The sequence below is a fragment of the Micromonospora sp. NPDC048839 genome (assembly GCF_040649915.1).
Lineage (GTDB): Bacteria > Actinomycetota > Actinomycetes > Mycobacteriales > Micromonosporaceae > Micromonospora.
The window spans coordinates 119,423-145,247 of sequence record NZ_JBEZGL010000012.1 but is presented as its reverse complement, the minus strand read 5'-3'; the positions used below and the strand labels follow the sequence as shown (position 1 = coordinate 145,247).

General features: G+C 72.3%; 24 protein-coding genes and 1 riboswitch. Of the genes, 10 read left to right on the top strand and 14 right to left on the bottom strand.

Annotated elements, in window-relative coordinates; translation table 11 throughout:
• Positions 1–79 precede the first annotated feature (79 nt).
• The gene (locus AB0C25_RS23020) at positions 80–736 is read left to right on the top strand and encodes a hypothetical protein (RefSeq protein ID WP_357376254.1); all 657 of its coding nucleotides are present in this window, start codon (positions 80–82) and stop codon (positions 734–736) included.
• Positions 737–862: 126 nt separating this feature from the next.
• A complete protein-coding gene (locus tag AB0C25_RS23015; RefSeq protein ID WP_357376374.1) occupies positions 863–1,780 on the top strand; it encodes a TAXI family TRAP transporter solute-binding subunit in 918 nt (305 codons plus the stop codon).
• Between the two features lie 9 nt (positions 1,781–1,789).
• On the opposite strand, the gene AB0C25_RS23010 is transcribed toward AB0C25_RS23015, so the two are convergent.
• From AB0C25_RS23010 to AB0C25_RS23000, 3 genes are all read right to left on the bottom strand, one after another.
• On the bottom strand, positions 1,790–3,301 hold the full coding sequence (locus tag AB0C25_RS23010) for a sensor histidine kinase (protein ID WP_357376252.1): 1,512 nt from the start codon (positions 3,299–3,301) through the stop codon (positions 1,790–1,792).
• Positions 3,302–3,310: 9 nt separating this feature from the next.
• Positions 3,311–3,967: a response regulator transcription factor gene (locus AB0C25_RS23005; RefSeq protein ID WP_357376250.1), complete on the bottom strand. Its 657-nt coding sequence runs from the start codon at positions 3,965–3,967 to the stop codon at positions 3,311–3,313.
• 83 nt (positions 3,968–4,050) lie between these two features.
• Positions 4,051–4,362: a hypothetical protein gene (locus AB0C25_RS23000; RefSeq protein ID WP_355031047.1), complete on the bottom strand. Its 312-nt coding sequence runs from the start codon at positions 4,360–4,362 to the stop codon at positions 4,051–4,053.
• Between the two features lie 113 nt (positions 4,363–4,475).
• On the opposite strand from AB0C25_RS23000, the gene AB0C25_RS22995 reads away from it, so the two are divergent.
• Entirely contained in the window at positions 4,476–4,814 is a 339-nt protein-coding gene (locus AB0C25_RS22995; protein WP_357376248.1) for a DUF952 domain-containing protein, read from the top strand.
• Between the two features lie 80 nt (positions 4,815–4,894).
• Here the strand turns inward: AB0C25_RS22995 and AB0C25_RS22990 are convergent, their stop codons facing one another.
• The 3 genes from AB0C25_RS22990 to AB0C25_RS22980 form a co-directional block, all read right to left on the bottom strand.
• Entirely contained in the window at positions 4,895–6,658 is a 1,764-nt protein-coding gene (locus AB0C25_RS22990; RefSeq protein WP_357376246.1) for a CDP-glycerol glycerophosphotransferase family protein, read from the bottom strand.
• Between the two features lie 226 nt (positions 6,659–6,884).
• Positions 6,885–8,999, bottom strand: a complete 2,115-nt coding sequence (locus AB0C25_RS22985) for a DUF6077 domain-containing protein (protein ID WP_357376244.1) — start codon at positions 8,997–8,999, stop codon at positions 6,885–6,887.
• Positions 9,000–9,123: 124 nt separating this feature from the next.
• Positions 9,124–9,762: a TetR/AcrR family transcriptional regulator gene (locus tag AB0C25_RS22980; protein ID WP_357376242.1), complete on the bottom strand. Its 639-nt coding sequence runs from the start codon at positions 9,760–9,762 to the stop codon at positions 9,124–9,126.
• 178 nt (positions 9,763–9,940) lie between these two features.
• Between AB0C25_RS22980 and AB0C25_RS22975 the strand changes: the two genes are divergently transcribed.
• The 4 genes from AB0C25_RS22975 (at position 9,941) to AB0C25_RS22960 (ending at position 15,025) form a co-directional block, all read left to right on the top strand.
• Complete coding sequence (locus tag AB0C25_RS22975) at positions 9,941–10,834, top strand: ABC transporter permease (protein WP_357376240.1); 894 nt, start codon at positions 9,941–9,943, stop codon at positions 10,832–10,834.
• Between the two features lie 34 nt (positions 10,835–10,868).
• The gene (locus tag AB0C25_RS22970) at positions 10,869–11,645 is read left to right on the top strand and encodes an ABC transporter ATP-binding protein (RefSeq protein WP_357376373.1); all 777 of its coding nucleotides are present in this window, start codon (positions 10,869–10,871) and stop codon (positions 11,643–11,645) included.
• Between the two features lie 145 nt (positions 11,646–11,790).
• The gene (locus AB0C25_RS22965) at positions 11,791–13,302 is read left to right on the top strand and encodes a bifunctional cytidylyltransferase/SDR family oxidoreductase (protein ID WP_357376238.1); all 1,512 of its coding nucleotides are present in this window, start codon (positions 11,791–11,793) and stop codon (positions 13,300–13,302) included.
• Positions 13,303–13,336: 34 nt separating this feature from the next.
• Positions 13,337–15,025, top strand: a complete 1,689-nt coding sequence (locus AB0C25_RS22960; RefSeq protein WP_357376236.1) for a CDP-glycerol glycerophosphotransferase family protein — start codon at positions 13,337–13,339, stop codon at positions 15,023–15,025.
• 22 nt (positions 15,026–15,047) lie between these two features.
• Here AB0C25_RS22960 and AB0C25_RS22955 read toward each other — a convergent pair whose 3' ends face one another.
• The 4 genes from AB0C25_RS22955 to AB0C25_RS22940 all read right to left on the bottom strand — a co-directional run bounded on the left by AB0C25_RS22955 (position 15,048) and on the right by AB0C25_RS22940 (position 19,581).
• On the bottom strand, positions 15,048–15,794 hold the full coding sequence (locus AB0C25_RS22955) for an alpha/beta hydrolase (protein WP_357376234.1): 747 nt from the start codon (positions 15,792–15,794) through the stop codon (positions 15,048–15,050).
• A gap of 125 nt (positions 15,795–15,919) precedes the next feature.
• Positions 15,920–16,768: a C39 family peptidase gene (locus AB0C25_RS22950; protein ID WP_357376232.1), complete on the bottom strand. Its 849-nt coding sequence runs from the start codon at positions 16,766–16,768 to the stop codon at positions 15,920–15,922.
• Between the two features lie 232 nt (positions 16,769–17,000).
• A riboswitch (cyclic di-AMP (ydaO/yuaA leader) is annotated at positions 17,001–17,142 on the bottom strand.
• 284 nt (positions 17,143–17,426) lie between these two features.
• Positions 17,427–18,197 carry a hypothetical protein gene (locus AB0C25_RS22945; protein WP_357376230.1) on the bottom strand — a complete coding sequence of 257 codons (771 nt, stop codon included), beginning with the start codon at positions 18,195–18,197 and terminating at the stop codon, positions 17,427–17,429.
• Between the two features lie 172 nt (positions 18,198–18,369).
• Positions 18,370–19,581 carry an acyltransferase gene (locus AB0C25_RS22940; RefSeq protein ID WP_357376228.1) on the bottom strand — a complete coding sequence of 404 codons (1,212 nt, stop codon included), beginning with the start codon at positions 19,579–19,581 and terminating at the stop codon, positions 18,370–18,372.
• A gap of 276 nt (positions 19,582–19,857) precedes the next feature.
• Between AB0C25_RS22940 and AB0C25_RS22935 the strand changes: the two genes are divergently transcribed.
• Together AB0C25_RS22935 and pseI are read left to right on the top strand one after the other, a co-directional pair.
• A complete protein-coding gene (locus AB0C25_RS22935) occupies positions 19,858–21,027 on the top strand; it encodes a glycosyltransferase (protein ID WP_357376226.1) in 1,170 nt (389 codons plus the stop codon).
• Between the two features lie 136 nt (positions 21,028–21,163).
• Positions 21,164–22,216 carry a pseudaminic acid synthase gene (gene pseI, locus AB0C25_RS22930; RefSeq protein WP_357376224.1) on the top strand — a complete coding sequence of 351 codons (1,053 nt, stop codon included), beginning with the start codon at positions 21,164–21,166 and terminating at the stop codon, positions 22,214–22,216.
• A gap of 264 nt (positions 22,217–22,480) precedes the next feature.
• Here pseI and AB0C25_RS22925 read toward each other — a convergent pair whose 3' ends face one another.
• The 4 genes from AB0C25_RS22925 to AB0C25_RS22910 are packed head-to-tail and all read right to left on the bottom strand — an operon-like array spanning position 22,481 to position 25,208.
• Positions 22,481–22,939, bottom strand: coding sequence for a hypothetical protein (locus AB0C25_RS22925; RefSeq protein WP_357376222.1), 459 nt, complete (start codon positions 22,937–22,939; stop codon positions 22,481–22,483).
• Positions 22,923–23,678: an SDR family NAD(P)-dependent oxidoreductase gene (locus AB0C25_RS22920; RefSeq protein WP_357376220.1), complete on the bottom strand. Its 756-nt coding sequence runs from the start codon at positions 23,676–23,678 to the stop codon at positions 22,923–22,925. The genes AB0C25_RS22925 and AB0C25_RS22920 overlap by 17 nt, the downstream gene beginning before the upstream one ends.
• On the bottom strand, positions 23,671–24,960 hold the full coding sequence (locus AB0C25_RS22915; RefSeq protein WP_357376218.1) for an AMP-binding protein: 1,290 nt from the start codon (positions 24,958–24,960) through the stop codon (positions 23,671–23,673). Before AB0C25_RS22915 ends, AB0C25_RS22920 begins: the two co-directional genes overlap by 8 nt.
• Positions 24,957–25,208 carry an acyl carrier protein gene (locus AB0C25_RS22910; RefSeq protein WP_091401397.1) on the bottom strand — a complete coding sequence of 84 codons (252 nt, stop codon included), beginning with the start codon at positions 25,206–25,208 and terminating at the stop codon, positions 24,957–24,959. Before AB0C25_RS22910 ends, AB0C25_RS22915 begins: the two co-directional genes overlap by 4 nt.
• 100 nt (positions 25,209–25,308) lie before the next feature.
• Between AB0C25_RS22910 and AB0C25_RS22905 the strand changes: the two genes are divergently transcribed.
• Positions 25,309–25,818 (top strand): GNAT family N-acetyltransferase, encoded by a 510-nt coding sequence (locus AB0C25_RS22905; protein ID WP_357376216.1) that lies wholly within the window; start codon positions 25,309–25,311, stop codon positions 25,816–25,818.
• The last annotated feature ends 7 nt before the right edge of the window (positions 25,819–25,825 follow it).

Here is a 25,825-nt window from a genome sequence, read left to right as displayed (position 1 = left end):
AGGCTGGGCCGGAAGAGTTCCGGAACGGCGGAGCAGGGGCCACGGTAGGGGCACCCAGACTCCGACGAGGGAGCCTTCGTTGACCCGCGAACCCGCCCTGCTCGACCGGCCGCGCTCGTCGGCGCCGCCGCCCCCGCTGGACTGGCTGACGCTCGGCGACGCGTTCGAGGCCGCCTGCCTGCTGCGCTGCACGCCGCCGCCGACCGCCGCCCGGCCGCACCCGGCGCACGCGCCGGGGGTGGAGTTCAACCGGGAGGACGCCGCGCAGCGGATGCGGCAGTTGCTCGCCCGCCTGGATATTCCGGTCACGCACGAGGTCGCCGTCGGGGGCCTGCGCCGCCGCTACGAACTACACCGGCTCTGGGTGCCCCAGGAGCAGCAGGACACGTACGCCCGGCTGTTGGAGGCGGGCTGGTGGCAGGGGCGGCGCGCGCTGCTCGGTGGCCCGCCCCCCGGCACCTCGCCGGCCCGCCGGCAGTTGGTGACCCGACTCGCGGCGGCGGCCTGGCGATCGGCGCTGCTGGCCGCCGGCCGACACGTCCGCCGGCACATCCTCGGCGTGCGGCTCGCCGACCGGGAGTTGGCCGCCGTGCTGATTCGCAGCGCCGCCGTGCTCGACGTCCCGGCCCGGCTACGAGCGGGCACGGGCTGTTTTCTGGTCAGCGTGGCCGACGGCCCGGACCGGGCGCGGATCCTGCGCAACGCGGCGGTGGAGCCGGCGCGCCCGGCCTGCTGATCGGCGTCGGGCCACACCCACTCGGCACACCTGTCGGCACGGAGCTTGCGCGCACCGGTCCGACGGCGCACAGTGCACCGCGTGAGACGTACCTCATCCCGCCGGCCCCGGCGTCCCGCTGCGGGGCTGGCGGCCCTGTTGACGGTGCTGCTGACCACGACCGCGAGCACCGCCGGTTGCCAGGACGCCCCCACCGAGCAGGTGCTGATCCGGATCGCCACCGGCAGTCCCACCGCCGTCTACTACGCGTTCGGGCAGTCGCTGGCGGCCATCCTCAACCGGGAACTGCCCGACGTCGACGCCCGCGTGGTGGTCACCGCCGCCTCCGCGGAGAACGTCCAACTGGTCCGGTCCGGCAGCGCGGAGCTGGGCTTCACCCAGGCCGACGTGCTGCCGGCGAACGCCGAGGAGAGCAGCTCGGTCAAGGCGATCGCCCGGGTGTACGACGACCAGCTCCACCTGGTCACCACGAGTGGAGGGCCGGTGCGCACACTCGACGACCTGCGGGGCCGACGGGTTTCCGTCGGCGCACCCCGATCGGGCACCGAGATCACCACGACGAGACTGCTGGACGTGGCCGACCTCGGCGGCGACGCGGTACGCCGTACGCGGCTCGGGCTGGACGACTCGGTGGCGGCGCTGCGCTCCGGGCAGATCGACGCGTTCTTCTTCTCCGGTGGGCTGCCGGTGGGGGGCATCGAGAACCTGGCCCGGCAGCGTGCCACCCGGATCGTGGACCTCAGCGACTGGACCGAGCGGCTGCGCTCGCGCTACGGCCAGGTGTACGTCTCCCGCGACATCCCCAGCTCGGTGTACGGGGTGGACGCGGTGACCACGGTGGCCGACCCGAACTATCTGATCGTCAGCGCCAGCCTGCCGGAGCCGTTGGTCCGGGAGGTGACCCGCCTGCTGATGGACGGGCGGGCCGAGCTGGCCGCCGCGCATCCCGCGGCGGGGCGGATGAGCCCCCGCTCGGCGATCGCCACCGCGCCGCTGACGTTGCACCCCGGCGCCGCCGCCTGGTACCGGGAGGACAAACCCTGACGGCGGGTGCTACCGCGTCAGGGTGGGCCGGCGGTCGGTGGCCGGCTCGCCGTCCACCGGCTCGCCGTCCACCGGCTCGCCGTCCACCGGCTCGTCTTCCACCGGCTCGTCTTCCACCGGCTCGTCTTCCACCGGCTCCGTTGCCGGGTCCTGGTCCGGGGCGGGGAACCACAGGGCCGCGACCAGCCCGCGCGTCTCCCCCGGACGCATGGTGAGCCGCCCGTCGGACGCGTCCACCAGCACCGCGGCGATGGTCAGGCCGAGCCCCGCGCCCTCCACGTTCTGCGCGTCCGGCGCCCGCCAGAACCGCTCGGTCGCCTGGCCGAGCTGACTGCCCGTCATGCCCGGACCGGAGTCGCGCACCTCCAGGGCCACCCCGTTGTCGCGGCGGGCCACGGTCACCGTCACCGCCCCGCCCGCCCCGCTGAACTTCACCGCGTTGTCGATGAGCGCGTCCAACGCCTGGTCGACGGCGGTCGGCACGGTCTGCGCGTACGCCGGGGCGTCGGTGCTGGTCAGCCGCAACGCGACCGAACGGTGCCGGGCCAGCGGCGCCCACGCCGACACCCGGGACGCGGCCACCGCGGCGGCGTCCACGGTCACCCTCTCGTTCTCCTCCCGTTCGGCGCGGGCGAGGGTCAGCAGCGCGTCGAGCACCAGCGCCAGCCGATCGGTCTCCTCCAGGGCCAGCCGGTGCTCCGCGCGGCCCTCCGGGTCGGTGAGGCTGGGACCCAGTTCCTCCACCCGCAGCCGCAGCGCGGTGAGCGGGTTGCGCAGTTGGTGGCTGGCGTGCGCGACGAAGGCGCGCTGCCGGTCCATCACGTCGGAGACCACGTCGGCCATGTGGTTGAAGCTGGCCGCGAGGCGACGCAGCTCCGGCGGACCCAGGCGGTGCTGCACCCGGGCGCCCCGGTCGCCCTCGGCGATCTCGTGGGTGACCGCGTCCAGCTCGGTGACCGGGCGCAGCACCCAACCCGCCAGCCCGAACGCGGTGAGCACGCAGGCCAGCACGGCGAGCAGGCCGGCCAGGGCGAGCAGTGACCACCACACGGCGACCTCCCGGCGGATCGGGTCGGCCGGGGTCACGATCACCACCGCGCCGAGCACCTCACCACCGTCGTTGATCGGCACCGCCACCACCACCGGGCCGGTCCTCCACGGCCAGACCGACTCCGGGGCGCTCGTCTGCTGCCCGGCCAGCGCCATGTCCAGTGTCGCCGCGGTCCCCGGGCCGGGTTGGTACCGGGGCGACGTGACCAGGGTGCTCCGGTCCCGGTCGACGATCGCGGCGCCGATCCCGTACAGGTCGTCGTAGCTGGTCAGCTCCGACTCGATCGGACCCGGCCCACCGTCGCGCAGCGCGGGCCCGGCCAGCGAGGCGAACCGGGTCGCGTCGGCGAGCCGGTCGGCCCGGACCTGTTCGGTTTCGCGACTGGCCATGGTGACCGCCAGCGGCGTCTCCAGGGCGATGAGGACGAGCACCATCAGCAGCAGATAGCTGATCACCAGTCGACGACGCACGTCAGCCCCTCACGCGTCGCGCAGCCGGTAGCCGACGCCACGGACGGTCTCCACCAGGCGGGCGTCGCCGAGTTTGCCGCGCAGGGACCCGACGTGCACCTCGACGGTGTGCCGGTCGGCCCAGGTGGTGCCCCAGGCGTCCAGCAGGATGCGGTCGCGGGGCACCGCCACCCCCGGTTGGCGGGCCAACGAGAGCAGCACGTCGAACTCCTTACGGGTCAACGTGACGGTGCGGTCGTCCACGGTCACCGTCCGCGCGGTCACGTCGATGCGCACCGAACCGGCCTGGATGACGTGCCGCTCCGGTGCGGCGTTCGCGGCCCGGCGCAGCACCGCCTCGATCCGGGCCTGCAACTCCACCATCGAGAACGGCTTGACGACGTAGTCGTCGGCGCCGAGACGCAGGCCCAGCACCCGGTCGCGTTCCTCACCGCGGGCGGTCACCGCGATGATGCCGAGCTGGCTGCTCCGCCGGCGCAGCTCCCGGCACAGGTCGGTGCCGTCGCCGTCGGGCAGGGTCAGGTCGAGCAGCACCAGGTCACACGGGGCGGCGGAGAGCGCGGCCGCGACGGTGGCGGCGTGCTCGACCTCGTAGCCCCGGCGGGTGAGGGCGGAGGAGAGCGCGGCGGCCACCCGGCGGTCGTCCTCCACCAGCAGGATCCGCACCCGTGCCCCCGTTCGTCGCAGCGCTGTTCTGCGAATGGTGGCAGAAGCGCACGCCCGGCGGGAAGCCGCGTGTCGGGTCGGACCTACAAGCCGAAGACGTCGTCGGCGGTGGCGTCCCGGACACCGTCGGTGAAGCCGCGGAAACCCGGGTCCTCGTGGCTGGCCGGCACGCTGGTGACGGTGACCCCGCTGGCCTGGGTGACCGCGTCGACCAGAGGCGGGTAGTCGATCTCGGCGTCGTTGAAGGCGTCGTCGTCCGCCTCGGCCAGGTTGATCACGTGCTGTACGTCATCGGACGGAGTGTCCGGGTCCTCGGCCCACTCGCCGCCAGCCCGGTAGCACTCGTCGTACAGCGCGCGCTGACTGTCGGTCCAGTCGTCGTCGTAGCTCTGCATCGCCCATCCCTCCACGGCCCGTGACCTGAGCATGCCCGGCCCGGGGCGACGGGCGCGGCGGTACCGGCGAAAACCGGGCGAGCGTGCCGCCGGCGTCCCCGTAGGCTGCGGTGGTGATCTACAAACTGTTGTCGACCACGGAATGGGACGACGCCCTCGCCACCGGCGCCTTCGCCGGATCCGCCGTCGACCGGCAGGACGGCTTCATCCACCTCTCCGGCGGTGACCAGGTGGTGGAGACGGCGCGGCGGCACTTCGCCGGGGCCACCGGGTTGACCCTGCTCAGCGTCGAGGAGGAGCGACTGGGTGACGCGCTGCGGTGGGAACCGTCGCGCGGCGGGCAACTCTTTCCGCACGTGTACGGTCCGTTGCCGGTCGCGGCGGTCGTCGCGGCGCAGGCGTTGCCGGCGGACACTCCGGCCGCCGACGCGGTGGCCGCCCTGCTGGGCTGACCCGGTCGCGCCCGGCCCGAGCGGTGTCGGACCGGGCGCAACGCGCTACGCCGCTCAGCGGCAGAGCCGCTACGTGCCGCTCAGCGGCAGAGCCGGGAGATCTCCTCCTGGAACCGGTCCATCGGGTTCGCCTCGGCCGGACCGAGCAGGTAGGTCTTCAACTCCCGGCGGGCCTCGGTCATCGGGTCGTCGCCGGCCCGGGTCAGTGCCACGATCTTCTCCAGCTCACCACAGTCCTTGGAGAGCAGGTACGCGGCCCGAGCCGTCGGGTACTCCCGGCGGAAGTCGTCCTCCGACAGGCCGGACGGGTTGGCCACCACGTACGGCCGCTGGCTCTGCACGAAGTCGGAGACCACAGAGGACACGTCGCTGATCAGCAGGTCGGTCTGGTTGAAGCAGTCGAACAGCGCCGGGGTGCGACCGGTGACCACCAGGTGCGCGGTGCCGTCCAGGGAGGACGCGTCCGGGTTGCCGCCGGCGGCGCGGATGGCCGCCACGACCCGGTCGTGCACCGCCCTGGCCGCCCGGGACCGCGACCCGGTGAGCGGGTGCGGCTTGTAGATCAGGCGCAGCCGGGGCGTCGTGGCGAGCAGTCCCTTGACGATCCGCTCGCCCATCAGCACCAGCGAGGTGTGGTACGGGTCGTCGTCGAGCCAGCCCTCCCAGGTGGGGGCGTAGAGCACGGTGAACGGCCGGTCCACCGACTCGGCGCCGAAGGTGTGCACCCCGGCGAGCTGCGGGCGGCCGATCTCGACGATGTCCGAGTCGAGGACACCCACACCGGCTCGGGCGTAACGCTCCCGGCCGGCCAGGCCGGCGACCCAGACCTCGTCGTACACCTTGCTGTACGGGTTGACGCTCGCCTGTTTGTCGCTGTCGCCGTGCCCCACGAAGACGTGCTTGGTGCTCGGCTCCCGCAGCATGTGGATGTTCGCGCCGACGTTCGCGGCGTAGAGCGCCGCACGGATGTTGCGCAGATCGAGGTTCATGAAGTCGACACCTGTCGGTACGCAGATCACCGGCAGCCGGGTGTCGGCCAACTCGAGGAACGCGTCCCGGCTGCGCAGCAGCACCACCGCGCGCTGCTGGAGCGCCTCGGTCGGGGCGAGCCACATGTTGGCCTGGTAGACGTCCTTGGCCGGCCCGGCGAAGTAGAGCGCCACCTCGGGCCGGTAGTTGTCCAGCCACCGCTGCACGGCGGGCAGCAGCGGGCCCTCCCCCGTGCTCCGGCCCCGACCGCGCAGCCAGGTCAGCGCGGTGATGGCGCCCACCACACCGGTCGCCACGACCGCCACCGCGGCGGCGGCGAAGAACGGCGTCAGGTCGTGCCGCACCGCCGCGGCCACGGCGGCCGGGACCAGCAGCAGGTTGAGCAGCGGCATCCGGTCACCGGCCACCGTCGCCACCCAGCCCGGCAGTTGCGGAGCGGTGCGCAGCTCACCCAGCTCGATGTTGCGCACCATGGCGGAGAGTGGGTTACGACGCTCGATCATGACGGAGAGCGCCCCGGCGAAGACCGAGACGACCCACACCGCGGCGGGCAGCGCCAGCAGCAGGGTCAGCTCACCGCCGCTGAGCCGTACCTCGGCGGCGACGAGCAACACGGCGGCGAGGTCCCGGGTCAGCTGCCGGTACGACCAGTGCAGGCCCACCTTCTCCAGCAGCAGCTGCGACGGGGGTGACCAGCGGGCGACGGCGAACTCGCCGAGGATGGCGGCGAGCCCGGCGACGGCGAACAGGCCGACCCAGCCGAACACGCCACCGATGAGCATGACCAGGTAGGCCAGTACCAGTAGCGCACTGTGGGCGGCTACTCCGAGGCGTCCTGTCAACGTGCCGAACAAAACGAGTTCGCTCCCTACGATTCCGGTGCGGGCTGCGCCCGTGCTGGGCCGATGTCACTCCCCCGTGGCGCGGCGGGTCAACCGCAGCCGGCCGCGCATGACTGCGACCCTAACGCGAAGGGACAGCTCGGTGTCGCTCGGGTATCCCGCACCATTTCGGGCAAAGGTGCGTGCCTGGCGCACCCGCCCCCGCCCCGCGTCGGGTGCTCGGCAACGGGCGCAGCGCTCAGTCGGCCCGCCCGAAGCAGGTCATCGCCCCGGGCGCCTTGCGCTTGGCGAACTCCTGGTAGCCGAGCTGCGGCGCGGTGTCGCGGGCGTAGTGGTTGCCGTTGTAGACGCAGATGGTGCCGACGTCCAGGCGGTCCAGTGCCGGCGTCAACTCGGCCGGCGATGGGCTGGCCGTGCCGTCGGCGAAGTCGGCCAGTAGCAGCCGGTCCTTGGCGAACTGGGAGGTGAGGTCGTACTCGACGAGGTAGAAGTCACGGGGTAGGACGACCCGGACCTCGCTGGTGACGATCGGCACCGTCCGCATGATCGTCTTCGGCGCGAGCAGCATGCCCTGCGGACGGTCCAGGCCCTTGATCCAGAAGGAGATCGCCTGACGCTGCTGCGGAATCTTCCAGGTGGGGCGCTCGTGCACGTCGACCCAGCTCTTCGGCGACCACATCGGGGTGGCGAACAGCGCGAACGAGGCGACCAGCAGCACCGCGATCCCGCCGGCCGCCGCGCGGTACCGGACCGGTCGCGGCGTCGGCACGCGCACGGTGGCGAGCAGACCGATGAGCGTCGGCAGGGCGAGCAGCCACGGTACGCGCCAGAGCACCACCGAGATCCCGCTCAACGCGCTCATCACCTCGAGCACGCCGGGCACGAACATCACGCTCAGCGCCAGCGTGGCGCCTGCGGCGAGCAGCGCGGGCGTACGTCGGCGGGCCAGCAGTGGGCCGCACCACAACGCCAGGCCGCTGATCACCCCCACCACCCCGAACAGCAGGGTCCGCCGGTAGGTGTACGCCGCGTCGAAGAAGGCGTCGTCCGCGCCCTCGGCGGTCATCCCGCCGAGCAGCAGACGGGAGACCACGAGCGAACCGATCGGGTACGCCAGGGCGGCGACGGCCGCGATGGCGGCGTCCTTCCACCGGCCGACGAGCAGCATGGCGAAGCCGGCCGCGCCGACAAGCATCGGCAGGATGATCGCCGCGGTGTTGGTGAGGCCGATCGCGGTGATCGAGAGCGCCACGATGAGCACCAGGCTGCGCCGCGACCGGGTGTCGAACCATTCGGTCAGGTAGAGCCACATCAGGGGAATGACCGCCGAGACGAACATGCCCTTGCCCTCGTGCAGCCGCAGGAGGTGGAACGTGCCCAGCGCGGCGTCCCCGCCGGCGACGAGGTACAGGTACGCGAGCGCCACGGCGAAGGCGAGCACGGGACGGCGCGGAGCCCACCGGTGCGTCAGCCGCCAGAGCGCCAGCGCGGCGAGGACCGCCATGATCGGCAGCAGCACGTACCAGAGGGCCGAGCTGGCGTGGATGCCGACGACGTTGGCGAACGCGCCGTCGAAGACCTCGATCGACGGGATCGGCGGCTGCGAGCCCATGGCCGGCAGCACGTTCTCGGAGAACAGGAAGTCGTTGATCGGGATCAGGTCACGCTCGGCGATCCAGACCGACTTGCCGACGTAGTAGACGTCGTCCGGGGTGTTGCGGGCCATGAAGAACGAGGAGATGCCGACCAGCCCCGAGACCACGAGCGCGTACGCCGACTGGGCCGCGGTGGGTGCCGGGGCGACGGTGGTGGACACCGGACCGCGCAGCCAGATCTGGCGTACCAGCAGCATTCCGCCGATCGCCGCGAGCAGGCCGGCCACCGCCGGGATCCACCACCCCACGCTGACCCGGGTCCCGGCGGTGACACCGGCGGAGACGGCGGCCACCCCGGCGGCGACCAGCACCCCGGTCAGCAGGCGGCGGTCGACGGCGGGCCGCGCGCCGTCCGGCTCGGCCGGTGCGCTGTCGACAGGCGCCGCCCGCTCGGTGCCGGCCGGGGAGTCGGCGAACCGGCGGCGGGCGCGCAGCAGGACCACGCCCGCGAGCACCACGCAGGCCACCAGCCAGATCCGGAAGGTCACCGACGGACGCAGGTCACCCAGGAAGGCCAGGTGGTAGATCACGGTGAAGAGCGCGAACGCGAGCACGGCACCATCGGTGAGCACCGCCGGGGCGACGGCCACCAGCCTGCGCACCCGGGACGTCGCCGCGCCGCGGTCGACCGGACGGGGCGCGGGCCGGGTCGGGTCCGGGTCGGCGGGCGCTACGGCGATGCTGTCGACGTTGGCCACGGTCGTCCTTACTCGTCAGACGGATGAAGGCTTTCGGCACGGTGCCCGGCCGGGTGCCCGGGGGCAGCGTAGCGGAATCGGACCGGGCGACCGCCGCTGCGGGCGACGGAGTGTCGGAGGCTGGTCACCCCGATATCGGGGTGGCCCGGGGACGGGGCAGGGCGGTGTCGGCGCCGAGCCCGGCGGCCACGGATTCGACCAGGTTGTCGAGGTAGCTGTCGGTGAGCGGGAGACGGGCGATGGCCAGCCGCCAGTAGAGCGGGCCGACGATGAGGTCGATCGCCGCGTCCGGGTCGGTGTCGGCGGGCAGCTCGCCGCGCTGCACGGCGCGGGTGACCAGGCGACCGCCGATCTCCTGCTGACGGGCGTGCAGCACCTGACGCAGGGTCGTGTCGATGCTGGGGTTACGCGCCGCCTCGGCCAGCAGGTCCGGGATGATCTGCGACGCCAGCGGGTGGCGCAGCGCGTGTGCCACCGCCTGGAACAGCAGGGCGAGGTCGCCGCGCAGGGTGCCGGTGTCCAGGGCCGGCAGCTTGCCGTGGGCCGCCGCGGCGACGATCTCCAGCACCAGGTCGAGCTTGGAGTTCCACCGCCGGTAGATCGCGGTCTTGCTGACACCGGCGCGACGCGCCACCGCCTCGATGGAGAGCCGGCCGTAGCCGACCTCGGCGAGCTCCTGCGTCAGCGCACGCCGGATGGCCGTGGTGATCTCCCCACGGAGCACTGCCGCACCGGCCGGGGCGCGCCTCTTCTCGGTCGTCACCAGGGACTCTTATTGCAGGTCACGGTGCCCAGGGTAGCGCAACGACGATACGGTTGCGTCCCGACGTGTTTCGGACTACTGTCCTCGCAGCGACGAGGCGGCGCCCCGCGCACATCTCCCACTAGGATTCCATCGTCGTGAGCCACCCGTCTGCACGAAAGATCGGAGTGCCATTTCCATGGCCACCACCGCGCTGGTCGACCCCGACACGGGCCTGACCCAGGCGCAGCTGGCCGCTCGGCACGGGCTACGGGTCGCCGGTGAGCGACCGACCCTCGTCGAGTACAGCCGCCAATTGTGGGCCTACCGGCACTTCATCGCCGCGTACGCCAACGCCAAGCTGGTCGCCTCGTACAGCAACGCCAAGCTGGGCCAGCTCTGGCAGGTGCTCACCCCGCTGACCAACGCGGCGGTCTACTACCTGATCTTCGGGGTGGTGCTGAGTCAGAACGAGATTCCGAACTACATCGCCTACCTGACCACCGGGTTGTTCATCTTCAACTTCACCCAGAGCGCGGTCCTGGCCGGCACCCAGTCGATCAGCAGCAACCTGGGGCTGATCCGGGCGCTGCACTTTCCCCGGGCCAGCCTGCCGCTGTCCACGACGATGACCCAGTTCCAGCAACTGCTGGCGTCGATGGTGGTGCTGATCGGCATCGTGCTGGTCACCGGGGAACCGATCACGCTGGAGTGGCTGCTGCTGGTGCCGGCCCTGTTCCTGCAGGCGGTGTTCAACGCCGGCGTCGTCCTCGTGGCAGCGCGGTTGGGCAGCAAGTCGAGCGACCTGAAGCAGGTCATGCCGTTCATCATGCGCACCTGGATGTACGGCTCCGGCGTCCTCTACAGCGTCAGCCTCTTCGAGCAGCTGCCGAGCTGGGCGACGACGCTCGTGCAGTACAACCCGCTGCTCGTCTACATCGAGCTCGCGCGGTACACGCTGCTGGAGGAAGCACCGCTGCTCAACGAGTCGCTGGCCCAGCTCTGGCTGGTCGGCGGCGGGTGGGCACTGCTCGCCGGCTTGGGCGGTTTCATCTACTTCTGGCGCGGCGAACAGGAGTACGGCCGTGGTTGAGCACTTCGAGGCCCCCACCGAGGCGACCGCGACGATGACGTCGACGCAGGAGCGCATCCCGACCGTGGTGGTCGACGACGCGCACATCATCTACCGGGTGCACCAGGGCGCCGGCGGTGGCACCACCCCGGTGGCCGCGCTGCGCCGGCTGGTCAAGCGCACCCACGCCCCGAACATCCGGGAGGTGCACGCGGTCAAGGGTGTCTCCTTCACCGCGTACCGGGGCGAGGCGATCGGGCTGATCGGCAGCAACGGCTCCGGCAAGTCCACCATCCTGCGGGCCATCGCCGGCCTGCTGCCGGTCAACCGGGGCGCGATCCACACCCAGGGGCAACCGTCGCTGCTGGGTGTGAACGCCGCCCTGCTCAACGACCTCTCCGGCGAGCGCAACGTCACCCTCGGTTGCCTGGCCATGGGCATGCACCCGGACGACGTGGCCCAGCAGGCCGCCGGGATCATCGAGTTCTCCGGGATCAACGACCGGGGCGACTTCGCCAGCCTGCCGATGCGGACGTACTCCTCGGGGATGGCGGCCCGGCTGCGGTTCTCCATCGCCGCCGCGAAGAAGCACGACGTGCTGCTCATCGACGAGGCGCTCGCCACCGGTGACAAGGGCTTCCGCAAGCGCAGCGAGCAGCGGGTACGGGAGTTGCGGGAGGGCGCGGGCACGGTGTTCCTCGTCAGCCACCAGCTCTCCTCCGTCCGGGACACCTGCGAACGAACGATCTGGCTGGAATCGGGTGTCCTGCGGATGGACGGACCCACCGACGAGGTCATCCGGGCCTACGAGGCGTTCGCGAACAGCAAGTAGACCGCCGGCGAACACCCGGCATCGACACGGCGCCCTGGACCGCGTCGCCCGCGTTGGGGCGGCGCGGTCCGCGCGTTAAGGTTCATTCCGTCGCCGCTCGGGCGGAACCTTCCGTTAACGCATCCCTGAGAGTGAGGATCCGGCAATGACGCAGGACCAGACCACTGGCCCGGACGCCGCAGCGGAGACACCGACGCCGTGGCGGCCCTCGCGGACGGTGGCCGTGGTTCTGGCCGGCGGCACCGGGACCCGGCTGGGCCTCGGCATCCCCAAGCAGCTGCTCAAGATCGCCGGCAAGCCGATCATCGAGCACACCCTGGCGGTCTTCGAGGCGGCACCGGAGATCGACGAGATCATCGTGCTGATGGCGACCGGCCACGTCGACGACGCCCGGCAGATCGTCGAGAAGGCCGGCCTGCGCAAGGTCACCAAGGTGATCGAGGGCGGTGACACCCGCAACGCCACCACCCGGATCGCGCTGGACGCGGTCGGCCCGGAGGACTGCAACATCCTCTTCCACGACGCGGTACGCCCACTGCTCAGCGGGCGGATCGTGCGCGAGTGCGTCAACGCGCTCTGGACGTACGACGCCGTGGACGTGGCCATCCCGTCCGCCGACACGATCATCCAGGTGGACGACAACGACTGCATCACCGACATCCCGGTGCGCTCCCGGCTGCGCCGCGGGCAGACCCCGCAGGCGTTCCGCTCCCCCACCATCCGGGAGGCGTACCGGATCGCCGAGAACGACCAGGACTTCGCCGCCACCGACGACTGCGGCGTGGTGCTGCGCTACCTGCCGGGCACCCCGATCAAGGTGATCGACGGCTCGGACGAGAACATCAAGGTCACCCACCCGGTCGACGTGCACCTGGCGGACAAGCTCTTCCAGCTCGCCGCGGCGCAGGCGCCCCGGCTGACCGACCACCGCAGCTACTCGGAGGAGCTGACCGGCCGCACCATCGTCGTGTTCGGCGGCAGCTACGGCATCGGCCACGAGCTGGCCGAGCTGGCCCGACGCTACGGCGCGCAGGTCTTCCCGTTCAGCCGTTCCAGCACCGGCACCCACGTGGAGCGGGCCGCCGACGTCGAGGCCGCGCTGACGACCGCCTTCGAGGCCACCGGCCGGATCGACCATGTGGTGGTCACCGCCGGGGTGCTGGAGAAGGGCGCCCTCGCCGAGATGGACGAGGAGACGATGGACCGGGTGCTCCAGGTCAACTTCGTCGGCCCGGTGACCATCGCCCGGCAGGCGCTGCCCTACCTCCAGCAGACCAAGGGCCAACTGCTGCTCTACACGTCCAGCTCCTACACCCGGGGGCGGGCCCGCTACGCGCTGTACTCGGCTACCAAGGCGGCTCTGGTCAACCTCACCCAGGCGCTCGCCGACGAGTGGGCCGACGTCGGCGTCCGCGTCAACTGCATCAACCCGGAGCGCACCGCCACGCCGATGCGCACGCGGGCCTTCGGCGAGGAGCCGGAGCACACCCTGCTCGCCGCCGAGGCCGTCGCCCAGTCGTCCCTCGACGTGCTGATCTCCGACCTGACCGGCCAGGTCATCGACGTACGCCGGGCGCCTGGCGACGGTCCCACGCCGAGCGTGCCGGCCCAGAGCGGTCAGGTCGACGCGCCGGTCGGCGCGGCGTCGACGAACTGACACCGACCGGCGGCGGAACCACGAACGGAGCGACATGCGCGGCGACCTGGTCCGAAAGCTGGCCGCCCGGTGCCTGAGCACCGGATTGGCCGTGCTGGCCTTTGTCGTGCTGGCGCTCACCGGCGCCACCGGCTGGGGGCTGGCGCTGGCCGTCGCCGCGCTGGCCGCCTCGGCCGCCGAGCAGCGGATCCGGCCCAACGCCGACCTCGTCGCGGAGACGACGCTGATCGCGGCCGCGATCCTGGTCGGTTACTCCCGGCGGTTGGACGACGGGCTCAACCTGACGCTCGTCGCCACCGCCCTGGTCCTGCTGGGACTGGTGCTGCTGGTGGGGCCCCTGCGTACCGCCGGCAGCCTGGAGATCCGCACGGCCAACCTGCCGGTCCGGGCCTGGACGCCACTGATCGCCGACCGGCTCGGCACCGCCCTGCTCGGGCTGCTCGCCGTCCTTGCGCTCGCCGGCGCGCTCATCCTGCCGGCCGGCGTGGCGCTGGCCGCGAGCCTGCTGGTCGCCGCGGGCACCGGAGTGGTCGCCCTGGACCTGGCCCGGCGGCGGTTCCGGCCGGGAGCCGGCGGCGGGCCGGTGGCCCGGGCACTGCGCCGGCACCAACCGGAGTTCCTGCTCTACTTCTCGGCGCCGCCCGGCTCGGAATACCAGGTCACCATGTGGCTGCCGTACCTGGAGCGAATCGGCCGGCCGTTCCTGGTCGTGCTGCGCGAGCCGGAGTTCCTGGCCCCGATCGCCGCGGCCACCGACGCGCCGGTGGTCTACTGCCCCACCCTGCGGGCCATGGACGAGGCGCTGGTGCCGAGCCTGCGGGCGGCGTTCTACGTCAACCACGGCGCGAAGAACAGCCACTGCATCCGCTTCACCCAGCTCACCCACGTCCAGTTGCACCACGGCGACAGCGACAAGGCGCCGAGTGCCAACCCGGTGTCCGGGATCTTCGACCGGATCTTCGTGGCCGGCCCGGCGGCGATCGACAGGTACGCCCGCGCCGGGGTGCGGATCCCGGCGGACAAGTTCGTGGTGGTGGGCCGCCCGCAGGTGGAGTCGATCGAGGTACGCCCCGAGCCGGCCCGGGGGTTGGCGACGCCGACCGTGCTCTACACCCCGACCTGGACCGGGCACCACGCCGACGCCGACTACTGCTCGCTCCCGGTCGCCGAGGGGCTGCTGCGGCGGCTGCTGGAGCGCGGCGCGACGGTGATCCTGCGGGCCCACCCGTACACGGCGCAGAACCCGGCCTCGGCACGGCAGTTGGGTCGGCTGACCGAGGTGCTCGTCGCCGATCGTGCCCGCAGCGGACGCCAGCACGTCGTCGGCGCGGCGGCCCGCGAGCTGAGCCTGACCGAGTGCGTGAACCGGTCCGACGCGTTGATCTCCGACGTGTCCGGGGTGATCTCGGACTACCTCTACTCCAGCAAGCCGTACGCGGTCACCGACATGGGCGACGAGGGCGACCGGTTCGCCGAGCGGTTCCCGCTGGCCGCGTCGGGTTACGTGCTGCGTCGGGACCTGTCCAACGTGGACGAGGTGTTGACCGCAATGCTGGACACCGATCCGCTGGCCGCGGAGCGCTGGGCCACCCGCCGGCGTTACCTGGGTGACTTCCCCGCCACGTCGTACGCCGAGGCGTTCCTGACCGCCGCGCGCCGGGAGCTGACGGCGACGGAGGACCCCGCGGCCGAACGCTCGCCGCAGCTCTCCCCCCTCGCCTGACCCGGACTGTCCGCCCAGAACCTCAGCGGTACGCGTCCAGCAGCGCCAGCACGGCCGCCGGATTCTCCACGTGCGCGTTGTGCCCGAGACCGGGCAGCGTGGCGACCGGCACGCCGTACTCCTTGAGCTGCGCGTCGGTGACCATCGGGTCGTGCTCGCCGCGCGCCAGCAGCACCGGCACGTCGGTCGCCGTCAGCAACCCGGTCAGGTCGGGCTCGCCGACGGCGAAGGCGTTCGGATCCATGGCGAGCCGCCACCGGCCGTCGACCTGACGAAGGCCGGCGTCCACCACCGGGTGGTCCGGCGGGAGCAGGCCGGCCAACCCGGAGACGCGCAGGTAGCGGCGGGCCGCCTCGGTACGGCTGGCGAACCAGCTCACCGGGCGGGCGGCCAACTCGGCGGCCCGTTCCAGTTCGCCGGGTGACCAGAGCGCCTTGATCCCCAAGCCGACCACCGCGTCCACCGGCATCCCGGCGTCGCGCGCGGCCAACGCGAGGCCCACCACGCCACCCAGCGAGTGCCCGAGCACGACGAGCCGGTCGTCGGGGGCGAGGGTCGGCGCGATCCGCTCGGCGAAGCCGGCGAAGGAGTACGACGGCAGCGGCGACGCCCAGCCGTGGCCCGCGAGGTCCGGTGCCAGCCACCGGCCGGGCCAGTGTTGCTCCAGGTACGGCGCCCAGGGCAACCACACGTCGCCGGTGGCCCCCATGCCGTGCAACAGCAGCAGGACCGGCCGTCGACCGGCGTGACCACCCGATTCATCCACCACGGCCGCAGTCTCCCACGGTTCAGCGCCAGGGACGAGAGTCGTCGACGGGGGCGTACCGCCGTGGACGACGCGACGGGCGCCGGCCCCTCGTGAGGGACGGCGCCCGTGGCGGTCAGCGTGCCGGGTCAGGCGGAGTAGCCCCGGCTGGCGATCCAGTTGGCCAGGTCGATGGTGGTGACCCAGTACGACGGGTCGGCCGGGTTCGCCGAGTCGGCGATGCGTACCGTGCGGCCGTTGTCCTTGTAACCCACGACGGCGATGTAGTGCCCGCCGCCGTAGGAGTGCCAGCCGCCGTCGGTGTCGGTGGCGTCCCCGACGACGTTGGCGACCACGCCACGGCCGTCGGTGATGGCCTTGACGACGTCGGCCTGGAGGCGGTCCATCTGCGCCGGGCTGGGCGCGCCAGCGAACATCCGGGTCCGGTACGGGGAGCCCTTCACCTCGGCGTTGAGCACCCGGGTGGTGTCCTCGGCCGAGTTGGTGCCCATCTCGGTGGTGCCCAGTTCGGCGCCGAGCTCCTCCTGGGTACGGTCGATCCCGGTGGCGCTGAGCGCGTTGCGGGTGGCCGCCGGGCCGCAGTTGTAGTACGTGTTCTGCGCCTCGTACTCGTAGTCGAGCACCTTTGTCGCGGGCGGCTTCGGCCGCTCCGGCTTCCGGGTCAGGTCCGGGTTGCTGCTGGCCTTGGCGGCGGGCGCGGCGGCGCTGGTGGCCGGGGCGGCGCTGCTCGGCGCGGCGCTCGCCGACGGTGACGCGTCCCGCACCTCGCCCCGGGAGGCGGCGACGTCGGTGCGCATCTCGGCGACAGTGGTCGCGGTGCGCTGGCCGGCGGGCGCGTCGTCGGCGGTGGCGAGCAGGGTGCCGGTGGTGGCGGCGAGCACGAGGGCCGCGGCGGAGGCGGCGACGATCTGGTACGGGCGCTCGGTCGCGATGCGGCGGAGCTGACGCTGCATGGTGTGCTTCACGGGGTCCTCCACGGTCGGGGGGAGAGCGGCACACCGGGGCCGGACCGGTATCCGGGCAGGCGCCAGCGCGCGGACGATGGTCCGCGGGTGGTGAACCGCTCAGGGGAAACGCCCGGCGGGGCCGGGCGGTGAGGCGATGACCCGGGGGGTCAGCTCACCGTCTCGTGACGGATGAGCGGGGGCACCGCTGCGCCGTGGAGGCGTGGGAACAGCCGAGGGGTGGAGAGGTGCTGCACGAGGATGGAACTCCTTCCGACACCGCCTACCGGGTTAGCTGACGGATTCGGGCGGGAAGATCGCCCTACCGCGGGCCGTGGCTCGCGGATTCACCCCGGACTTACTGATGGGTCCCCGGTTCGTTCATCACGATTGAGCGGGTCGGCGCGGCGTCGCCTGTTGCGATCGGTTACCGCACCGGACGGGACGACACTACTGGCCCGTTCACACCATGCCAAGCCAGGTTCACCTGCGTAAACCCGAATCGGCGCGGCAATTTCTGCGCGTTCTGCCGCTGACGTGACTCGATGGGACAAGCGGTTACGGTGACGCCTATGGGCGACAACCGGACAGGTCGCCGAAACTGCGGTCAGAATCCCGGGAAGAATCGCGCCGGACGTGCCGGACGCCCGATTTCGCAATCCCGTGACCGGGCTCACACAACGGATCGGACTCAACCCGCACGGGCCGGGCGCCAGCGTGCCACGACGGCGGGACGGGCCGCCCCGCGCACCAGCCGGCGGGCGGGTGCCCGACTCGGCCGCAGCCGGGCCGCTGCCGCGCACGCCTCCTCGGCAAGGGTGCGCGCCGACTCGGCGGCCAGTTCCGCAGCCCGCCAGGCGGCCTGCTCCGCGCTGGCGGCGGCCTGGTGCTCGGCCCGTCTCGCGTCCCGGATCGACCGGCTGAGCAGCGCTTCCTGCTCGACCGGGTGCCGCCGGGGATCCCAGCCGTGCCGGTGCCCGAACACGTCGCTGAGCTGCGCCATGTTCAGGTCGCCCCGCCAGTACGCCGCCGTCGCCGCGCGGTGCAGGTAGCGCTCCCGGGCGGCGTACTCGGCGGGGGTGCGGGGCGTGGCCGGGGTGGGCAGCGCCCCGGACCCCGCGAAGCGGCGCGCGGCGGTGTCCGCCTCGTCGTAGCGCGCCCAGGCGCGTTCGGCCTGCTCCTGACCGGCCAGCCAGGCATCGCGTCGCCGGTGGGCCGTCCGGGTCGCGCCGGCCGCCGCGACGGCCACCTCCTCGGCGTACCGACGCCTGTCGACGATCGCGGCCGCGGCCACCTCACGCGCGGTCGGCACGGCGGGAGACGGGTCGCCGGTGGGCCGGTCCCGTTCGGGCCGGGCGACAAGCACGGCGAGCACGCCCAGCGCCAGCAGGAACAGGGCCGACCAGATGGCAGCGGCCTGCGGTACCTCGGTTACGAACTGGTAGAAGACGGTGGTCTCCATGGTCGGCACCTCGCTGGGCAAGCAGAGCGATGGGGAGCCCCGTCGGCCACCTGGCCACGGTGAGCGCGACCGGAAGCTACGTCCTCACGCTACCGTCGTGCCGACCCGGGCGCATCGACCGCTGGCGTGTCGACGCGCGCCGCGCCGAGCCCTCTGACCAGGGTGGACGGTGTCAGCGGGTGTCCGCGTACGTTGATCGACTGTCGGTCTGGTCGGGTCCGCCGGTTTCGGGGGCGGCGTCGCCGGGGGCCCGGGTTCCGGCCGTGCGTTGTCCGGGGACGGACGCCGATCGGGCCGGGCGGCGCGGCGCGAGCCGGCGCATCATCGGGGTTTCGACGTAGCGATGCAGCAGCCCGGCGAGGAGCAGGGTCACCAGCAGGAAACCGAGCACCACGGCCGGGCCGCGCCATCCCCTGAAGCCGGTCCCCCAGTCGCCGGTGAAGCGCAGCACGCTGGTCATCACCAGCACGTGCACCAGGTAGAAGGCGAAGGAGACCTCGCCGAGCCAGACCAGCGGGCGCGACCGCCACGGCGACCGCCGGTCCCGCACGTCCGCGTCCGCGGCGGCGGTGATCACCAGCAGGTACGCGACCGCGAGCAGCGTGGTCCACAGCTCCGCGGGAATCCACTGCGCGGCCGCCGCCCAGACGCCCACGAAGATGAGGCTGGCCCAGGTCAGCCCGGGGCCACGCCAGAGACCCCGGCGCATCAGCTCGGCCGCCACGGCGCCCAACCAGAACTCCAGCGACCGCACCGGCGGGAAGATCTGGGTGAACCACCACCGGCTCACCTCCGGCACCAGGTGTTGGGCCGGCCAGAGCGCGAGGATCAGCAGTGGCAACGCGACGATCAGCGCCCAGAGCAGCTTCGGTCGGGCCCGGCGCAGCAGCGGCAGCACCAGCGGTAGACAGAGGTAGAAGAAGAACTCGCAGGAGAGCGACCAGCTCACCGTGTTGATGCTGTAGAACCAGCCCGGCCGGGGGTCCCAGGCCTGCAACAGCAGCAGGTTCTCCAACGCGGCGGCAGGCAGGACCGGGTCGGCGAACCACCAGGCGACAAGCACCGTCGCCCCGAACAGCACCAGGTGGTTGGGGTAGATCTTGGCAACTCGTCGCCGCCAGAAGGTGCGCCGGGAGTCGCCCGGGCGGGCCGACCAGACCAGCACGAACCCGCTGAGGATGAAGAAGAACTGCACCCCGGACAGGCCGAGGCTGAAGACCTTGTCGACAACGGCCTTGACGTCCGGCTCGGCGATGATCCGCATGGTGCCCGCGTGGAACCCGAAGACCAGCAGCGCGGCGATCCAGCGCAGCCCGGTCAGCGAGGGCAGCCGGGGCGGCGCGGAGACGGGCCGGGCGGTCGACGCCGCGGCGGCGCTCGTCATGGGCGGATACCGAGGCTTGGCAGGGTCACCAGCACGTTCGTATCCTCCTCGACGCGGCGTGGACGGCACGACGGTGACGCCCGCGACGGCCCGGCGGGGCCGCACCGGGGCACCCTACCGGGTCACTCCCGGGTGAACCGGACGTGTCCCGCCCGTCGCGGGCCTGGTCCCGCCGGCCGGCGTTAACCTTTTGCTGGGCGGGAGTTCAACGACTCCACCATCCGCGGTCACGCGCGGTTCCGGGGCCGGCCATCCGGGTCGTCGAAGGTGGCGGGCGTGGTCAATGAGCCGACGCACGCACCGCTGCTGAGCATCGTCGTGCCCGTGTACGGCGTCGAGGCGTACCTGTACCAGTGCCTCGAGTCGATCCGGGCCGACATCCCGGCCGGCGAGTCGGACGCGGTCGAGTTGATCGCCGTCGACGACGCCTCCCCGGACGGTTGCGGCGACATGCTCCGCTCGTACGCCGCCGGCCACGACCGCGTCCGCGTCGTGCACCTGAGCAGCAACGTGGGTCTGGGGCTGGCCCGCAACGCCGGGCTCGACGTGGCCACCGGCCGGTACGTCTGGTTCATCGACAGCGACGACTGGGTGCCGACGGGCACGATCGCGGCCGTGCTGGACCGGCTGCGCCAGCACCAGCCCGACGTGCTGATGCTCGACCACCTGCGGGTGCACGAGGACGGCCGGCGGGAGATCGACGCGAGCAGTCACCTGCTGCACGGGATCGCTGGCGTGACCCGCCTGGACGACCAGCCGCAGCTGCTGCGGGTGCAGCACACCGCCTGGAACAAGGTGGTCCGCCGGGACTTCCTGGACCGGTTGGAGCTGCGGTTCTTCCCCGGCTGGTACGAGGACATCCCGTTCAGCCATCCGCTACTGATCGGCGCGGAGAAGATCTCCGTGCTGAACCGGGTCTGCTACCTGTACCGGCAGGGCCGGCAGGGCGCGATCACCTCCACCCGCAGTGGCCGGCACTTCGACGCGTTCGCCCAGTACGAGCGCCTGCTGGACTGGGTCGCCCGCAGGCACCCGGACGAGCGGTTGCAGGCCGAGCTGTTCCAGCTGATGATCAGCCACTACCTGGTGGTGGTGGGCAACTACGACCGGCTGCACCCGCACCTGCGGCGGGACTTCTTCCACCGGGCCGCCGAGCACTACCGCCGGTACCTGCCCATCGGCGGCTATCCGCTGCCCGCCGGGGCGAGCGGGCTCAAGCACCGCCTCGTCGGGCGCGGCGACTGGCTGGCGTACTCGGCGCTGCGCCAGGCGCACCGGATCGCCGGTCGCCTGCGCCGCAGCGGCCCGGCCGGTGGGGTCGCCCCCGGAGCCGGCCCGGTCACCGCCGACGAGGACCCGGGTCGAGGGGCGGACGTCGCGACGACGCGGGGCGGCGGGATCGCGACGGAGCGGCGGGACGCGCTGGCCGGTGGCCGACTGCCGTGACCGCGACCAGCGCACACCACGCCGGGGGCCGGATCGACTCCCGGCGCAGTGGTTGTCCAGGTCGTTCGCCCGCCGGGTGGACGACGACAGCAGCACCACCGCACGCGGGTGCGGGCATACCTGAGCAGAGGTCGGAATGACGGCGACAATCAAGATCGGACCGCACCTGGTCGGTGCCGGGGAGCGACCGTTCGTGGTGGCCGAGATGTCCGGCAACCACAACGGTGACCTGAACCGGGCGCTGTCCATCGTCGACGCGGTGGCCGAGAGCGGGGCGCACGCGCTGAAGCTCCAGACGTACCGGCCGGACACGATCACGATCGACGTCGACACCCCGGCGTTCCGGATCTCCGGCGGGCACGAGTTGTGGGGCGGGGAGAACCTGTACCGCCTCTACGAGCGGGCGCACACCCCGTACGAGTGGCACGCCCCGATCTTCGAGCGGGCGCGGGAGCGCGGGCTGACCGTCTTCTCGTCACCGTTCGACGCGACCGCCGTGCGACTGCTGGAGTCGCTGGACGCGCCGGCGTACAAGATCGCTTCTTCGGAGCTGGTCGACCTGCCGCTGATCCGGCTCGTGGCCAGCACCGGCAAGCCGATGGTGATCTCCACGGGGATGGCGACGGTCGCCGAGATCGACGCCGCGGTGCGCACCGCCCGTGCCGGCGGCGCGGCGGGCATCGTCCTGTTGGCCTGTACCGCGTCCTACCCGGCGCCGCCGGCCGACAGCAACCTGCGCCGGCTGCCGGTGCTGGCCGGCGCCTTCGACGTGCCGGTCGGACTCTCCGACCACACGCCCGGCATCGGGGTGGCGGTCGCCTCGGTGGCGCTCGGCGCCTGCTTCATCGAGAAGCACGTCACGCTGGACCGGGCCGACGGCGGCGTGGACTCGGACTTCTCGCTGAACCCGGCGGAGCTGACGGCGCTCGTCGCCGAGTCCGGCCGGGCGTACGAGGCGCTGGGTGGCACCGCGATCGGCCCGACCCCGGCCGAGCGGGAGGGGCTACGGTTCCGCCGTTCCCTGTTCGTGGTCGAGGACGTCCGTGCCGGTGATCAGGTGTCCGCGCAGAACGTGCGGTCGATCCGGCCGGCCGGCGGCCTGCCCCCCGTGGAGATCGACCGGGTGCTGGGCCGCACCTTCACCACCGACGTCTCCCGCGGCACTCCCCTGAGCTGGGATCTGATCTGACCGTCGTCTGACCGTCGTCTGACCGTCGTCCGAGGCCGGGTCGCCGAGTGGGTGCGGCCCGGCCCGGTGCACTCCCCTGAGCGCCCTGTAGAGCTGCCCCAGATCTGGGGCACGGGCAGCCGGCCACCGCACGCACCCGTCCCAGGGATGCGACGGCAGGCGCTGCCCCACACGTGGGGCAGCTCTACAGGACGCAGCCACCACCAACAGCACCCATCCGTTCGAGGACTCCACGGCGGGCATTGCCCCACACGTGGGGCAGCTCTACAGGACGCAGCCAGCAGCAGCAGCCGCCGCCCGACCGTCGGGCACGAAGCCGACGGTGACCACCAGGTCGGCCAACCAGAGCGTCCGCCAGACCGCGGACCCGTCGGCCGGCGTACTCAGTCCGTGGCGACGCCACCACGCCGCCACCGGCACGTTTGTCAGCTTGCAGCAGCACTCGGCGCGGGTCCACCGCGCCCAGAAGTCCTCCACGCCGAACCGGCGGGCCAGCGCCGGGGGCACCGGGGCGTCGGCCCGTTCCGCGTCGATGGCCACCCGCCACCCCGGCGTCCGCGGGCCGTACCAGCCGACGCAGCGTCCGTCGTCCAGGTGACTGCGGGTCACCGCATCGGTCAGGGCGGCGGGAGCACCGATGCGCAGGTGTCGTTCGGCGACGGCCAGCAGCCCCGGCACCGGACGGGGCCGGAGCAGCCGGTCCAGGTCAGATGGCGGCGGCACCGTCCACCACGATCACCTGGCCGTTGATGTTGGTCTGCTCCCGCAGCAGCATCCGCACCACAGGCGTGACCTCCGCCGGCTCGGTCAGGTGACCGGTCGGCGTGCGGCGCACGATCTGGTCGAGCTGGGTCGGGCCGAGCACCGCGGACATCTCCGAGGCGAAGAAGCCGGGAGCGACCGAGTTGACGAGCATCCGCCCGCCCAACTCCCGGGCCAGCGAGCGGGTGGCGGCGTCCATGCCGCCCTTGGTGGCCGAGTACGCGACCAGACCCGGGAAACCGCGCTGCCCGCAGATCGAGGTGATGTTGACGATCCGCCCGCGCATGCCCTTGCCGAGCATCCGGCGGACCACCAGCCGCGTCAGCTGCAACGGGGCGGTCAGGTTGGTCTCGATGATCCGGGCGATGTCGTCGGTGGCGGTGTGCACGTGCAGCGAGTCCTGCCCGACGGCGGCGTTGTTGACGATGCCGTCGATCGGGCCGAGGCGTTGCTCCACCTCGCGGACGAAGCTCTGCGCGGCCCGCAGGTCGGTGACGTCCACCGAGCCGACGTGCACCCGGTCGGGATGCTCGGCGGCGAGCTTCGCCAGCTCCGGCGTGACGGTACGGGCGAACGCCGCCACCCGTACGCCCGCGTCGAGCAGGTCGGTGACGATGGCCAGGCCCAGCCCACGGGAGCCGCCGGAGACGAGGACCACGGTGCTGGGCGGAACGAGTGGGGTGACGACGGGATCAGACATCGCTCTTCAGCGTCTCCTTGACGGGAATCTCGGTGAGCACGCGGATCCGGCGGGGCACCGCGTACTCGGGAAGCCGGTCCGCGCACCAGCGGACCAGCGCGGCCTCGTCGGGCACCCCGGTGGCGACCGAAGTCGGGCCGGCGGTGTCGGTGGGGTTGAGGACCACCTCGGCGACCACCATCCGGCCGAGCACCGGGGCACGGCGTCCGGTCACCCGGGCCCAGGCCACCGCCGGATGCCCGGCGAGCACACCGCGGACCACCCCGGCGGAGACCTTGCTGCCGCCGACGTTGATCTCGTCCGAGTCGAGGCGGCCGGTGATCAGCACCCGGTCGTCGAGGACCTGCACCCGGTCCCCGGTGCGGATCGGGCCGGACAGTCCGACCCCGTGGTGCGGGGAGGTGACCACCAGCTCGTCGTCCACAACTGAGAGCGTCGGCCGGCCCGGGGTCTTTCGGTCCAGCCAGTCGACCGGGAAGCCGGCCCGCCCGTCGTGCACCACGATGGACGCCCCCACCTCGGACGAGGCGTAGATCCAGGAGATCCGGGCGGTGGGGAACACCTCCCGGAGCTGGTCCAGGATCGCCTGGTCCACCGGCTCGCCGCCGAGGGTGAGCTGACGCAGCGGCACCCGGGCCAGGGCGGCGGCGTCGCGGTAGAGGGTGCGACGCCAGAAGGTCGGGGTGCCGGAGGCGGCGTCCACCCCGTGCGCGGCCGCGACGGTGGGCCAGTCGTCCAGTTCGTCGGGCTCGACCACCACGAGGTGCTGGCCGGGCTGGGTCAGTGACAGGGTGACCACCTGCCACCAGGCGTACGTGCCGGGCGCGTACGGGCAGAGCCAGGTCCGGTCGGGCTGCTGGGCCCGCACCGTGGTCAGTGTGTCGAGGGTGTGCCCGACCCGTTTGGGACGCCCCGTCGAGCCCGAGGTCAGCAGCCACAGCCGGCCGGGCTCGGCGGCTCGGGGCCGGGCCGGCACGCTCGGCTGCACGCCGTCGTCGTCGAGGACGCCGACGGTGAACCCGGCCTCCAGCAACTCCGTCCGCATCGCCGCGTCGACTCGACTCGGCGTGCTGAGCAGCAGCTCGGTGCCGTGCCCGGCGTGCTGCCGAGCGGCGGCGAGCGCGTGTACGCCACGGTGGGCGAGCACCGCCGCCGGATCGGGCAGCGTCGGCGTCGGCAGTGCCCGCCAGGTCAGCGCGGCGCCACCGACGACGATCCGGTTGTCGACGCCCGCCGGCTCCCGGGGCGCGGTTGCGCGGTCGCGCGCCGTCGCGACTGTCACTGGTGTTGAAGCTCGACGAGGAAGTCGAGGACGTCTCCGACGGTGGCGATGCGGCGCAGGCCGGGGGCGTCGAAGTTGAGCTCCTCCCCCGTCTCGTCCTCGACCCGCAGGGCCAACTCGGAGAAGTCGAGCGACCGGAAACCGATCTCCCGCAACTGCGCCGCGTCGTCCGCGGGCAGCTCCTTGTCCTGGTTCTTCAGCACCTGAGCCATGAGGTCGCGGATCTGCGCGCGACTCAATTCGTTCATGCGGCGCAGTCTACAACCCATCGAATGCATATCCGCTTTCCCGGTGTGCCCGGGTAAGGTGCTCCGACCGGATGTGAACAGCTAAGAAAGCGAGACGCACGTGCTGCGCGAAGCGACGGCGGACGACGTTCACCTGATGTTGTCCTGGCGTAACCAGGAAACCAACCGACAGGTCAGCAAGACCAGCCACGAGATCACCGCCGACGAGCACGCCCGGTGGTGGTCGGCGGTCCGCGACGACAGGTCCCGGCGGGTGCTGGTGTACGTCCGCGACGACCGGCCCTGTGGCGTGGTCACCTTCTTCGACCTGCGGTTCGACGGCCCTCGCACCGGGGCGTGGGGCTTCTATCTGGACGCCGACGGGCTGGCCGGGCGGGACGAGACGCTGCCCGCCTGGCTGGGGGTCATGCGGGAGGCCGTCGAGTACGCGTTCGACGGGCTGCACCTGGACCGACTCGACGGCGAGGTGCTCGGTCACAATTCCGTCGTACGACAGATGAACCGGCGTTTCCGATTCGTCGAGGGCACCCCGAGACAGGAGCTGTCCGACGGTCGGGAAATCACCGTCATCCCGATTTCCCTGGCTCGGGCCGACCGCCGCCAGCGCTGATTGTCGA